The sequence below is a fragment of the Enterobacter wuhouensis genome (genome assembly GCF_004331265.1).
GTDB lineage: Bacteria > Pseudomonadota > Gammaproteobacteria > Enterobacterales > Enterobacteriaceae > Enterobacter > Enterobacter wuhouensis.
The window spans coordinates 246,882-260,067 of record NZ_SJOO01000001.1; the positions used below are offsets into that span (position 1 = coordinate 246,882).

Below are 13,186 nucleotides of genomic sequence, written 5' to 3' on the forward strand. Positions count from 1 at the left end.
GCTTTTTTATGCCTTTATGACAGGATGACCGCTGATGGTTAACCGACTGCCTGAATTATCATGGTTCAGGCGGGCGTGTGCGCCTAGCGCCAGGGTGACGGTCTGCTGCTCATGGCCAAAATCCAGTCCCGTAATGACGGGGATATCCAGCCTGGAGCGGATAAAATCAATCATCGTTTCTAACGTGTAGCCTGCATCGTAGTCGTTAGGTGCCGAACCGCTAAAGCTGCCCAGGACAATTGCCGACTGGCGCGCCAGTATCCCGGCATGGTAAAGCTGCAGGAGCATACGTTCTACGCGGAACGGATGTTCGTTGATATCCTCCAGCACCAGTATGCCGTCCTCAATCTGCGGCAGCCAGGGCGTGCCAATCAACGACACCAGCATGGCCAGATTGCCGCCCCACAGCTGGCCTTCACATTCCCACTGCGGGCCGCTGCCTTGCCACTCTACGCTGTAGGTAGGGTTTTGCAGCGCCCGCCAGAAATGATCGCAGGTGAAGGCGTCCAGCTCCGGCGCGCCGAAGTTGCCGGCCAGCATTGGCCCGCTAAAGGTGATGACGTTGTGCAGGGCGAGCAGGCCGAGCTGGATCGCGGTGAAATCGCTGTGCCCGCAAATCAGCAGCGGCTCCTGCTGCTGACGCGTGGCCAGCCCTTGCCAGTCGATGCTCTCCAGCAGGCGGCTTGCCCCGTACCCTCCGCGGACGGCCAGCACGATATTGTCGCTACCCTTCAGGTTCGCCAGTGCGTTGATATCATTCAGCCTCTGCGCCTCCGTTCCGGCAAAGCGCTGCTGGCGGCGGGGGATAATTGTCTGATTTTCTACCCGGTGCCCGGATTCCAGTAAGCGCTGAACGCCCCGCTGCGCCGCGTCCTGGTTGATGCAGTAGCCGGACGGCGCGATGAGATGAAACTGAGACATGGCAATTCCTTGCTGAATGAGAAACTAATTGTCTATATCATGCCGCTTATACGCCGCTCGCTTCAAGAGGCGGCGCACCGCGACGATCGGCTATAAGGATAGATGACGTGAAATTGAGATGGTTTGCTTTTTTGGTGGTGTTGCTTGCTGGCTGTAGTTCGAAACATGACTATCAAAACCCGCCCTGGAACCCGGAAGTGCCGGTTAAACGGGCCATGCAGTGGATGCCGATCAGCGAAAAAGCCGGTAAAGCCTGGGGCGTTAGCCCGCGCCTGGTGACGGCAATCATCGCCGTCGAGTCAGGCGGTAACCCAACGCTTGTCAGCAAATCAAACGCGGTGGGGCTGATGCAGCTTAAAGCGTCAACGGCAGGGAAAGAGGTCTATCGCTATATGGGCTGGAGCGGCCAGCCGTCGACCAGCGAGCTGAAAAACCCGGAACGTAACATCTCGATGGGGACCGCCTATCTGAGCATTCTGGAACATGGCGTGCTGAAGGGAATCGACGATCCCGAGGTCATGCAGTACGCGCTGGTGGTGTCTTACGTTAACGGTGCAGGGGCGCTGCTGAGAACCTTCTCGTCGGACCGTAAGGAAGCGATAGAAGAGATTAACGGCATGGATAAAGACGAGTTCTTTGAGCATGTGGTGAAAAACCATCCCGCACCGCAGGCTCCTCGCTACATCTGGAAAGTTCAGAAAGCAATGGATGCCATGTAATGCCGATGTCGGGCGGCGAGCGCGCTGCCCGACGCCGCCTACAGAACCTTGTTTGCCCGTTCCCGAGCTTCTCGTTCCAGAGAGAAAATAATGCGCTGCAGCTCGCGCTCTGCTCCTGGCCCCACGTTCAGAAAGCGGAAGCTCAGGCGCGGCGTGGTGATGGTTTCGTTTTTGCTGTCCACCACTTTACGCTCGCTGATGGCAATCAGCTGCGCATCAAAGTAAAACCGTCCCCAGCCTGCCATATCCAGTTCTATCTGCGTAAAGCGCATGCCTTCTACCAGCCCCTCTGGCTTGGGCGTGTCCATCAGGGCTCCCATACCGCCCAGCGACAGGTCGAAAAGGCGGAAACGGATCTCTTTTTTGTCCGGCATTTTCGCTTTGCAGAAGTAAGCGGGGTGCAGCGGGGCGCTGATGCGGAAGTATTCCCGCCGCTGTACAAACCAAAGGTTATCCGGGAGCGGCGTGACAAAGGCAGGAAGCCCCTGGAATTCGCTCAGCTCCAGCCGGGGCAGAACAAACTCAACCTTCGCGCCGTGGGTCTCGGCCATCACCGAGATTTTTTCAGCCCGCAGGGCGGCACGGTTTTCATATTCCTGGCTGCCCAGGTCGATGACCAGACGGTCCGATGAGGCATCAAGGATCTTGCTGATAAACTGACTGGCAGACCAGCTGATGCGCAGCGGTACCTCTCCCTTTTGCAGGTCGCGTAATACCCCTAATACAGCCAGCGGATTTTGCTTCAGGAACTGCTCACTGTAATTACTCACGCCAGATGGCTCCTCGATGTGTGACAGACTGTCTTTGCGTTATCGGCAATCTGAAATGAAACTTAATACAAACCGATGAGTTTTTTTCAGTGTAGCCGCAATTTAAGTCGGTGAGATAAAACCGGTTTTCCAGCGGTCGCCTATACTTAAGTTACCTGCGCGGGAGGGCTTCTGCGCACGCGTTAAACCTTTATGAGGGCATCGCTATGGGTATCATCGCCTGGATTATCTTTGGTCTAATTGCTGGCGCTATCGCCAAACTCATCATGCCGGGAAATGACGGTGGCGGCTTTATACTGACCTGTGTTCTCGGGGTCGTGGGGGCGGTCGTTGGCGGCTGGCTGGCGACGATGTTTGGACTTGGTGGCAGCATTAGCGGCTTCGACCTGCACAGCTTCCTGGTGGCCGTCGTGGGTGCCATTGTTGTGCTGGTGGTATTCAGATTGCTCAGACGAGCATAAGAACGCGTAAAATGGCCCTCCTGCGAGGGCCGTTTTTTTGTGTACGCTGATGAAATGTGGGCCGGGTAAGGCGCAGCCGCCGCCCGGCAATTTTGCCTATTGCGCCACGCGGTTTGTGGCCGCAGCACCGTCATTCGCCGCTGGCGGATTTTCCGGCACCGTATCGCACGGCTTCTCTTTCGGGCAGACGCGATCCAGCATCTTCAGCGTCACGCCGTTGCTCCAGCCAAATCCATCCTGAAGCGGATATTCCCCGCCGCCACCGCCCGTTCCGGTAGACGAAACGTCGTACTTCTCTACCAGCTTCTGCTGGCGATCGTAGGTGTGCTGAACATTTTTCAGGAAGCGCCAGGTCACGTCCATCGCCACCTTATCCTGACCATAGTTTTGCAACCCTTCAGCCGCAACCCACTGTAGCGGTGCCCAGCCGTTTGGTGCATCCCACTGCTGGCCGCTGTTGACGGTGGTCGTGGAAATACCCCCCGGTTTCAGCAGACGTGAGGCCGTGGCGGATGCCACCTTATCGGCGCGGTTTTGCGCCGCCGCCTTCACGTATAGCGGGAAGAGGGCGGCCGCCGTCAGCGGGTTACGGACCTTTTTGCTCTTCAGATCGTAATCGGCATACCACCCCTCTTTTTCATTCCACAGGTGGGCTTCAATGGCCTTCTGGCGGGCCGCTGCCAGCGCCTCATACCTGCTGGCCCCTGCGGCATCGCCGCCGTCCTGGCTTGCCCGCGCCAGCAGTTTTTCCATCTTAAACATCAGGGCGTTCAAATCCACCGGCACGATGCTGGTCGTACGGATCGTGCCAAGCTTTTGCGGGTCGTCCATCCAGCGGGAGCTAAAGTCCCAGCCGGAGGCGGCAGCCGATCGCAGGTCGCGGTAAATCTCCGCAGCCGGACGGTCTGGATTACTTTTGGCGGTCGTGACGTCATCCAGCCAGGACTCCGGACGCGGCGTATCCCGATCGCCCCAGTAGCGGTTGAGAATGGCGCCGTCATCCAGCTTCACCACGCGTTTACCGACTTGTCCAGGCTGCAGCGCATCCGCACCCTCCATCCAGTAGGCATACTCTTTTTCCATCTGCGGACGATATTTTTTCAGGGCATCGCTGTCGTGTGTTGCCAGCAGCTCGACCATCATTGCGAAAAACGGCGGCTGCGAACGGCTCAGATAGTAGCTTCGGTTGCCGTTAGGGATATGGCCGTAGGTGTCAATTTCATACGCGAAATTGTCCACCATATCGTTAATTTTGTCCCAGTGTCCGCTCTCGGCCAGGCCCAGCATGGTGAAATAACTGTCCCAGTAGTACACCTCGCGAAAGCGTCCGCCGGGCACCACGTAGGGCTTCGGCAACGGCAGGAGAGAATCCCATTTACCGGCTTTATCGGTTGTGCGGGTTAATACCGGCCAAAGCCCGTCAATGTGTTCCCGCAGGCTCTGCCCGGAAGGCGGGGTGTATTTTTCGCCCTCGCCGGGGAGCGTAAAATTCACGTCAACAAAGTGGCGCAAATCAAATCCGGACTGCTTACGCTGCATGCGGTAGTCGGCGAGGATCGTCAGCGGATCGCTCTTCGGCACCGCGTCGGCAAAGGTCTTTTGATCGGGGAAAAGTTTGGCGCTCTGAACATCGTTAAAGAGGGGGCCGAGCAAAATATCAGGTGGATTGGTTTGGCCAGATGCCATCTCTTCAGCATAACCCAATGCGGTAACACCGAGTAGTGCGCCCCCCAGCGCAAGCTGTAAAACGGTGGGGCGTAGTGCACGAGGTCTTATCATCGGTTCGTCTCCTGTCTTCACTGAGCAGCGTGACCGCTGTTGTCAATTACCTGAAAACCTTAGACGAATATGGCCGGCTTCGCGTGTCGAATATCCCATTTTTCGAACAACCGGACAATTTACCGTCCCGATAAGCAGTTGCATCTGTACGGTGAATTTGTCACGAGAATGGATATAAATAAATTATAATCCCCAGAAATAATAAGCGAAGGACAGCCGGGGAATTATGGTGCGCGAAGGGGAGGTAATAATGTGAGATGACCTCCTTTTTAGTCAGTAATTATTCAAGAATTACTCCTTGGCGATCACATAAATTAAAAATCATAATCACAATGGCAAAAAACATAATGGTACGCGCCGCCCCGTTTATACCAAATAGTCACACTCATCGTTTGGGTGTTTATTTTTTATAATCAGGATGGATTCTATGAAATTAAAGAAAACGGTAATTCTGATGAGCGTCCTCTATTCTGGCGCTCTGTTCGCGGCACAATCCTCGACAAGCGTTGAGGAAAAGCTGGCGCAGCTTGAAGCGCAAATTCAGGCGCTGAAGCAACAGCAGGCCAAAACGGTGGTCGTGGAGTCTGAAGAGCCGGTAAAAAAAGACGCGCCGCTAAAGCTGACGCTTTCAGGTTTTGGTGATATTAAATTCTATGGTGACGTTGAATTCAATATGGATGCCGCTAGTAAAACGGGCAGCCTGACGTCTATTAAACAAAGCGCTAATAACGACTGGGCGCCGGGAGATAAAGAGCGCTGGGATATAAACGGACGTATTCTGCTCGGTTTTGACGGCTATCGAAAAATGGATAACGGCAATTTCGCCGGGTTCTCGGTACAGCCGCTGGCCGATCTGTCCGGACAAATGAACCTTGATGATGCCGTATTCTTCTTCGGCACGGAAAATGACTGGGAAATTAAAGTCGGACGCTTCGAAGCCTATGACATGTTCCCGCTTAATCAGGATACCTTCGTTGAATATTCGGGTAATACCGCAGACGATCTCTATAGCGATGGCTACGGCTATATCTATATGCTGAAAGAGGGGCGTGGCCGTAGCGACAGCGGCGGAAACTTCCTGATGAGCAAAACGCTGGACAACTGGTATTTCGAACTCAACACCCTGCTTAAGGACGGCAGCGATCTTTACGTCGATCGGCGTTACCACGGCGTGGAGCTTGAAAACGACAAAAACGTGGCCTACGTGCGCCCGGTGATCTCCTGGCAGGAAGGGGCCTTCTCCACGGCGGTCGCCATGGAGACAAACCTGGTCAACAACGCGTACGGATACCGCGACGATGCGGGGCGATGGGTGGATCAGTCCGAACGCACCGGGTACGGCTTTACCCTGACCTGGGACGGGCTAAAAGACGATCCTGAAGACGGTATTGTCACGAACCTCAATACCGCGTATCTGGATGCGACCGGCGAAACTGACTTCACCGCCGGGATTAACGGCCTGTGGCATAACTTCGAGCTGGGCTATATCTACGCCCACAACGAAATCGACGAGTTCAACGCCTCAACCTTTGATGCTGACTGTGAAAACGACTGCTGGATCGCCGATCCCGGCGAGTATGATATTCACACCATCCATACCTCGTACCTTATCCCTGACATGATGAAGATGAAAAACTTCAACATTTATCTGGGGGCGTATGCCTCATGGGTGAATGCTTCGCCGAAAGAGGGTAAGGATAAAAACGACGATCGCTACGGCGGCCGCGTGCGCTTTAAATACTATTTCTGATGCATCACGCCGGTCAGACCTCTTCCGGGGTCTGACTCACTTCCCGCAATGTACCCGGCGCCTGTCCGATAATACGCTTAAAGGCCCGGCTGAAGGCCGCCAGCGAGCCGTAGCCCAGACGTAAGGCCACGGTTTCGATAGGCTGATGTTCATGGCGAATGTACTGAATCGCCAGGCGCATTCTCAGTTCGCTGAGATATTTCGCCGGCGTTGTGCCCGTCGCCGCGAGAAACCGTTCGGCAAATACGGAACGTGACGTGCCGGCTTCCTTCGCCAGGTCTGCCACGCTCCAGTTCAGTCCCGGCTGCTGGTGCATGGCGTAAATCGCCCGGCTGAGTCTGGGGTCGCGCAACACCTGTACCCAGCCGGTGGCTTTTCCGCATCCTGCCTCCACCCAGCCGCGCACGATCAACGCTGCGACCACGTCGGCAAGGCGGGCAAGGATCCCGGCATAGCCAACCTGACGGGTCATGGATTCTCTCTCCATCGCCGCCAGCAGCGGGTGAATTTCCGGCCAGGTCGACATCAACCGGCTGACCATCATCACCTCCGGCATCGCCTTGATCAGCGGCTGCATGCCACCCAGTTCAAAATCCATGCATCCGCTGAAAATGACGGTGTTGTCACTCTCCGGGCACGGCTCGCAGGTGATGGCGCACACCGAGCTGCAGATAGGCTCACTCGGAAATGCGTTGACCGGCGTGAGGGTGGCCTGTTCGTCGGAAAGCAGGGCATGGGCGTTACCGTTCGGGATAAAGAGCGCATCACCGCCGCTTAACGCAAACGTCGCGCCGCTCTCCGTGCGCAGGATCGCGCTGCCGTGGCTGACGAAGTGAAATTGCGCCTTGCCGGGAGCCTGATGAAACGCAACGCCAAACGGCGCGCTGGCTTCAATCCGGCGATATTTAACGCCTGACAGGCGCATGCCGCGCAACAGCTCGCTGATTAAATCGGGTGACTGAACGGTCATCGACGCAACTCCGGACGAATAATCAATAAGTGGAGATTATATGTCATAGATCGTCCACGGTGAACCCACTATTCTTTTGCGACATTAGTCACATTTTTATAACGGGAGTACAACAGATGAATTCATGTGTCGCGGCGAGAGAGGCTGTAGCGCCCGCAAAACCCGCCTGGCGGGCCGTCTATTCCCTGGGGCTGGGCGTCTTTGGCCTGATTACGGCTGAGTTTTTGCCAGCGAGTTTGCTTACGCCGATGGCGGCCAGCCTGGGCGTAACCGAGGGGATGGCCGGGCAGGCCGTGACCGCGACCGCGCTGGTGGCGCTGGTCACCGGGCTGCTGATTACCTCGGCCACCAAAAGCATCGATCGCCGCTGGGTACTGATGTTCTTCTCGGTGCTGCAGATTATCTCCAGCCTGCTGGTCGCGTTTGCGCCCACGCTGCACGTCCTGCTGATGGGGCGCCTGCTGCTGGGGATCGCCATCGGCGGATTCTGGGCCATGTCGACCGCCACGGCGATGCGGCTGGTGCCTGCCGACAAGGTGCCGAAAGCGCTGGCGGTGATCTTTTCCAGCGTGTCGATTGCAACGGTCGTGGCTGCACCGCTGGGCAGCTATCTGGGCAGCCTGATCGGCTGGCGCAACGTCTTTATTCTCTGCATCGTGCCGAGCATGGTGGCGCTGCTGTGGCAGCTCTGGGTCCTGCCGTCGATGAAGCCCGAAAGCAGCGGTAGCCTGGGCACGCTGTTCCGCGTGCTGCGACGTCCGGGCATGATCGGCGGTATGCTGGCGACCATCCTCATCTTCAGCGGCCACTTTGCCTTCTTCACCTACCTGCGCCCGTTCCTGGAAACGGTCGGGCAGGCGAGCGTGGAGAGCATATCGCTGATCCTGCTAGGCTTTGGCCTCGCGAACTTTGTCGGGACCTCTATCGCCGGACATCTGCTGGCTCGCAGCCTGCGCCTCACGCTGGCGCTGGTGCCGTTCGTAATGGGCGTGCTGGCGCTGACCATGGTGGCGTTTGGTCATCTGGCGATGCTTGATGGGCTGCTGGTCGCGCTGTGGGGCTTTGCCTTCGGCCTGGTGCCGGTGGGGTGGTCTACCTGGCTTGCCACCACGGTTCCTGATGAAGCGGAAAGCGCAGGCGGCCTGCTGGTGGCCTCCATTCAGTTTGCCATCGGTGCCGGAGCGGCAGGCGGCGGGGCGGTGTTCGACCTCAACGGCGCCAGCGGCGTGTTTGCCGGCAGCGGGCTGCTGCTGGTGACCGCAATGGTGATTGTGTTGATGGGCGTGAAGGTGAAGGCGGAGTGAGGAATTTTCCTTTGTGATTGGTAGGCCGGGTAAGCGCAAGCGCCACCCGGCTCCGGTTTACAGTCCTTTATTCTCCATCAGCACCGCCAAATCAACGAGGCGGTTTGAGAATGCCCACTCGTTGTCATACCAGGCCAGGATCTTAACCATGTTGCCGCCAATCACCAGCGTCGACAGGCCATCAATAATGGAAGAGCGCGGATCGCCCTGGTAATCGCTCGACACCAGCGGTTCATCGCTGTAGCCCAGAATACCCTTCAACGGGCCGCTGGCCGCAGCCTGACGGAAGGCGTTGTTCACCTCGTCGGCGGTCACCTCCCGGCTCAGCGTCACGGTCAAATCCACGATGGATACCACGGGAACCGGAACGCGCAGGGAATAGCCGGTCAGCTTGCCGTCCAGGGACGGGATCACTTTCCCCAGCGCCTTAGCGGCACCGCTGGAGTAAGGCACAATCGACAGCGCTGCCGCACGCGCGCCGCGCAGATCTTTCTCCGGCTGGTCGTGCAGCGCCTGGCTGTTGGTGTAGGCGTGCGTGGTGTTCATCAGGCCGTGTTCGATACCAAACTGCTGATGCAGCACCTGCGCCGCCGGAGCCAGCCCGTTGGTCGTGCAGCTTCCGTTACTGACAACGTAATGTTGAGAAGGATCGTACAAATCGTGGTTCACGCCCATCACTACCGTCAGGTCATCATTCTTGCCGGGGGCGGAGATAATCACGCGCTTAGCCCCGCCGCGGGTGATATGCACGGCCGCTTTCTCACGCTCGGTGAAGAAGCCGGTGGCTTCAATCACCACATCGACGCCCGCGTCTCGCCACGGGATATTCGCCGGATCGCGTTCGCTAAATACGGTAATGCGATTGCCGTCAACCTGCAGCGCGCCGTCCGCCGCTTCAACGGGCACCGGCAGCGTGCCGAGCAAAGAGTCATATTTGAGCAGATGGGCGAGGGTTTTGCTGTCCGTCAGATCGTTTATCGCCACAATCTGCAGATCCGCGTTGCCCAGCGCCGCGCGCAGGACGTTACGTCCGATACGGCCGAAACCGTTAATACCGACCTTAACCATAATGCACTCCTTATCTGTGTTGTCTGGAGTCACTGTAGGCTTCGGGATGTGTGGCGTAAATGACAAAAAAGGATCAGATTACGCCATCCTGCGGCAGTGGAAGCGCTGGCGATACTCGCCCGGCGTGAGGTGGAGCTGTTTTTCAAACACGCGGCGCAGGTTGATGCTGGTACCAAACCCGCTTTTCTCCGCAATCGTATCAAGCGGTTCCCGGGTCTGCTCGAGAAGCTGACGGGCGGCAGCGAGGCGAGCCTCGGATACGTAGCGGGCGGGTGAGGCACCGGTTTCACGGGTAAACACGCGGGTGAAGTTGCGCGGGCTCATGGCGACTTTTTCCGCCAGCTTTTCTACGCACAGGTCGGCGGTCAGGTTTTGCAGGATCCAGCCCTGCAGCTCGCTGATAGGGCCGCTTGCGCCAGACTGCTGCAGGTTATAGCGGCTGAACTGCAGCTGACCGCCGGGGCGGCGCAGATACATCACCATATCCTGCGCCACGTCGCGGGCGAGGGAAAATCCATAGTCATCTTCAACCAGCGCCAGCGTCAGGTCAAACCCGGAGCTGACGCCGCCGGAGGTCCAGATGGGGCCATCCTGAATATAGAGCGGTCCCCCCTCCACCCTGATGGACGGGTAGGCGGCCTGCATGGTCTCCAGCAGCCGCCAGTGGGTCGTCGCGCGTCGGCCATCGAGCAGGCCCGTCTGGGCCAGCAGCATCGCGCCGCCGCAGATGGAAGCAACGCGGCGGGCGTGCGGGGCAGCAAGATGCAGCCAGTCCACCACGGCGGTGCTCTCCAGCGCGTTCATGCCGCGCCCGGTAATGATGATGGTATCCAGCGGTTCACGCGGATCAAGCTCCGGCAGGCGGTAGTCCGCGAGCAGGTTCAGGCCAGACTGGCCGTGTATCACCTGATGGGGCTGCGTGGTGGCGATGATAATACGGTAGCAGGGACGCGCGAGGCCTTCCGGGTGCAGCCGGTTGGCCTGCATCAGTATGTCGGCGATACCGGCGGCTTCGAACAGCATGCCGCCGTCAGGAACGATAATCAGGATTTTCTTCATGTCCTGAAAAGTATCTTTATTGCAGAATAAGTCAAGCGGCAGGCGAGGGGGCTGGCTCCTGCGCGTGAACCTTTTTCATTGGAATAACGGCAATAATCACCGCGCCCAGCACCAGGAACCCGGCCACCATGAAGATCCCGGCGTTAAAGTTCCCCGTGACGTCCTTCATCCAGCCCATCAGCAGCGGACCCAGCGCCGCGCCGGTCATCCCCGTGGCGTTAATCACCGCGATACCCACCGCCCGGGCGCGCAGGGAGATATAGCGGTCCGGCGTGGTCCAGAAAATCACCATCGCGGCAAAGGCGCCCGCCGAGGCCATGACGATTCCGGTGAACTGGAGCAGGGGGGTGACGCTGGTGGCGGTCATGATCCAGCCCGCGGCGGCAAACAGGTACGGCAGCAGGGTATGCACTTTACGCTCGTTCAGGCGATCCGAACGCTTGCTCCACCACACCATGGCGACAATGGTGCACACCTGCGGAATAGCGCTGAGAATGCCGATGGTCACGTTGCTGCTGGTTTCGTTAAAGCTGCGCAAAATCAGCGGCGTCCAGACGCTGAGCGCGCTGAGGGTGTTAGTTAAGCAGAAGTAGGCCACGGTGTAGAGGATGATGATTGGCGTGAACAGCTCGCGCGCCAGGCTGCGCTGCGGCAACGCCGACGCGCTTGCCGCCTGTTGCGTTTTCTGCAGCGCGATTTTGTCGGCTTCCAGCATCTCGTGCAGGCAGGCCTTATCGTCCTCGGTTAACCATTTTGCCGTTGAAGGACTGTCATCCAGCCAGAACCACACCACCAGCCCCAGCAGTACGGACGGGAATCCTTCCAGCAGGAACAGCCACTGCCAGCCCTTCAGGTTGAGCAGGCCGTCCATATTCAAAATGTAGCCTGAAGCCAGCGAGCCGAGCGCCATAGTGACCGGCATCGCAATCATAAACAGAGCGTTGGCGCGGGCGCGGTAGTGGGCCGGGAACCAGTAGGTTAAATACAAAAGTAGCCCAGGCAGAAAGCCGGCTTCGGCAATCCCCACCAGCATGCGCAGCACGTACAGGCTGTTTGGTCCGGTGGCGAACATGGTGGCGGTAGAGGCAATGCCCCAGATCACCATCAGGACGGCAATCCAGCGCCGCGCGCCCACGATGCTCAGCATGATGTTGCTCGGAATACCGCAGATGACGTACATCACGTAAAACAGGGTGGTCGCCAGACCAAACATGGTGCTGGTGAGGCCCAGATCTTTACCCATCGTCAGGCCAGCAAAGCCAATGTTGATACGGTCCAGGTAGGAGAACACAAACAGGATGAATAAAAATACGATGAGGCGACGGAACAGTTTCTTAATAACGGCTTGCTGACGCGGATCCAGAGGCGATTGAGCAGGAGGTGCGTTCATGAAAAGCTCCACATTGCGATTATTAGTATGAGCGTGCAGGTCGGCTAAACGTATAGAAAACAGCCAGCCCTATCGTCAATTTATTGTTCAATAAATGATACGTAATTGTTAATTAGATAGCATTTATGAATCATATTGCGATCGGGATCTCTACTCGCTGACGGTAAGTAGCTGAAACCGCTTTCAACGCCCCAATGCTGCTATAGCCGTCACCGCTTCACAGGGTATAATCGCTTCATCTGCCGCCTGTTTTGGTAAGGAAACGCATGAGCACGCAAAAAAAAACCACTGAGGATCGGGACACCGACCCTGCCTTTCATCGCGAGGAGTTTCCGTTTTACTGGATCGTTAACGTCTACGCGCGCTACACGCAAATTATGGAAATCACGCTGAAAAAAGCCCAGCTGGACGTCTCCGGGTTTCGCGTGCTGATGGTGACGCACCAGTACGGTAAGGCCAGCATTTCCCAGATTGCCGAGTACGCCATGGCAAAGATGCCCACCGTGACCAAAATTGTCGGCCGCCTGCGCGATGATGGTCTGGTCACCACCGCCAGCAGCGAACAGGACGCCCGGGTAACGGAGGTGATGCTCACCGACGCCGGACGGCAAAAAGTCGAAGAGGCGATGGCCCAGGCGAGCAAGGTTTTTGAGAAAGGCTTCAAGGGAATGAGCAGCAGCCAGGTGGCAAAAATGAACCTGTCGCTCTCAAAAGTGCTGGATAATCTCAACGAACTTTGACGGCAAAAAGACCGAATAACAAATTTGTGACCCGCGTAGACCTTTCATCTAATTCACTGAAATAACTCAATTTTATCCGACGCGTCGCGATGAGGCTTCATCGCGTACGCTCGCGTCCTCACGACCTCTTTTGCTTTATTTTTCATCACTCTGTGCGATTAACCATGACAATAAAAAGGTTAATGGAGTGTTGCGCATTGGTAAAATTAACGTGAAACATTACTTGAATTTTCATCTAATTCTTCCATGATTGAC

The 13,186-nt window shown here is 57.1% G+C and carries 12 protein-coding genes; 5 read left to right on the forward strand and 7 right to left on the reverse strand.

The window, feature by feature from the left end; genetic code table 11:
- Nucleotides 1–6 precede the first annotated feature (6 nt).
- On the reverse strand, nucleotides 7–921 hold the full coding sequence (gene ldcA / locus E0L20_RS01350) for a muramoyltetrapeptide carboxypeptidase (RefSeq protein WP_131632323.1): 915 nt from the start codon (nucleotides 919–921) through the stop codon (nucleotides 7–9).
- 107 nt (nucleotides 922–1,028) lie between these two features.
- Between ldcA and emtA the strand changes: the two genes are divergently transcribed.
- A complete protein-coding gene (gene emtA, locus E0L20_RS01355) occupies nucleotides 1,029–1,640 on the forward strand; it encodes a membrane-bound lytic murein transglycosylase EmtA (RefSeq protein WP_131632324.1) in 612 nt (203 codons plus the stop codon).
- Between the two features lie 38 nt (nucleotides 1,641–1,678).
- On the opposite strand, the gene ycgR is transcribed toward emtA, so the two are convergent.
- Nucleotides 1,679–2,410: a flagellar brake protein YcgR gene (gene ycgR, locus E0L20_RS01360; protein WP_131632325.1), complete on the reverse strand. Its 732-nt coding sequence runs from the start codon at nucleotides 2,408–2,410 to the stop codon at nucleotides 1,679–1,681.
- A gap of 206 nt (nucleotides 2,411–2,616) precedes the next feature.
- On the opposite strand from ycgR, the gene E0L20_RS01365 reads away from it, so the two are divergent.
- Nucleotides 2,617–2,871, forward strand: a complete 255-nt coding sequence (locus E0L20_RS01365; RefSeq protein ID WP_131632326.1) for a GlsB/YeaQ/YmgE family stress response membrane protein — start codon at nucleotides 2,617–2,619, stop codon at nucleotides 2,869–2,871.
- A 96-nt stretch (nucleotides 2,872–2,967) separates the two neighbouring features.
- Here the strand turns inward: E0L20_RS01365 and E0L20_RS01370 are convergent, their stop codons facing one another.
- Nucleotides 2,968–4,650, reverse strand: a complete 1,683-nt coding sequence (locus E0L20_RS01370) for an alpha,alpha-trehalase (RefSeq protein WP_131632327.1) — start codon at nucleotides 4,648–4,650, stop codon at nucleotides 2,968–2,970.
- 427 nt (nucleotides 4,651–5,077) lie between these two features.
- Between E0L20_RS01370 and E0L20_RS01375 the strand changes: the two genes are divergently transcribed.
- Nucleotides 5,078–6,400, forward strand: a complete 1,323-nt coding sequence (locus E0L20_RS01375; protein WP_131632328.1) for a carbohydrate porin — start codon at nucleotides 5,078–5,080, stop codon at nucleotides 6,398–6,400.
- 13 nt (nucleotides 6,401–6,413) lie between these two features.
- On the opposite strand, the gene E0L20_RS01380 is transcribed toward E0L20_RS01375, so the two are convergent.
- Nucleotides 6,414–7,370 (reverse strand): AraC family transcriptional regulator, encoded by a 957-nt coding sequence (locus E0L20_RS01380; RefSeq protein ID WP_131632329.1) that lies wholly within the window; start codon nucleotides 7,368–7,370, stop codon nucleotides 6,414–6,416.
- 116 nt (nucleotides 7,371–7,486) lie between these two features.
- Between E0L20_RS01380 and E0L20_RS01385 the strand changes: the two genes are divergently transcribed.
- Nucleotides 7,487–8,674 (forward strand): MFS transporter, encoded by a 1,188-nt coding sequence (locus E0L20_RS01385; protein WP_131632330.1) that lies wholly within the window; start codon nucleotides 7,487–7,489, stop codon nucleotides 8,672–8,674.
- Between the two features lie 57 nt (nucleotides 8,675–8,731).
- On the opposite strand, the gene gap is transcribed toward E0L20_RS01385, so the two are convergent.
- From gap to hpaX, 3 genes are all read right to left on the reverse strand, one after another.
- Nucleotides 8,732–9,742: a type I glyceraldehyde-3-phosphate dehydrogenase gene (gap, locus tag E0L20_RS01390; protein ID WP_131632331.1), complete on the reverse strand. Its 1,011-nt coding sequence runs from the start codon at nucleotides 9,740–9,742 to the stop codon at nucleotides 8,732–8,734.
- Nucleotides 9,743–9,820: 78 nt separating this feature from the next.
- A complete protein-coding gene (locus tag E0L20_RS01395; RefSeq protein WP_131632332.1) occupies nucleotides 9,821–10,801 on the reverse strand; it encodes a GlxA family transcriptional regulator in 981 nt (326 codons plus the stop codon).
- Nucleotides 10,802–10,832: 31 nt separating this feature from the next.
- Nucleotides 10,833–12,191, reverse strand: a complete 1,359-nt coding sequence (gene hpaX / locus E0L20_RS01400; protein WP_131632333.1) for a 4-hydroxyphenylacetate permease — start codon at nucleotides 12,189–12,191, stop codon at nucleotides 10,833–10,835.
- 266 nt (nucleotides 12,192–12,457) lie between these two features.
- On the opposite strand from hpaX, the gene E0L20_RS01405 reads away from it, so the two are divergent.
- Complete coding sequence (locus E0L20_RS01405; RefSeq protein WP_131632334.1) at nucleotides 12,458–12,931, forward strand: MarR family winged helix-turn-helix transcriptional regulator; 474 nt, start codon at nucleotides 12,458–12,460, stop codon at nucleotides 12,929–12,931.
- Nucleotides 12,932–13,186 lie beyond the last annotated feature (255 nt).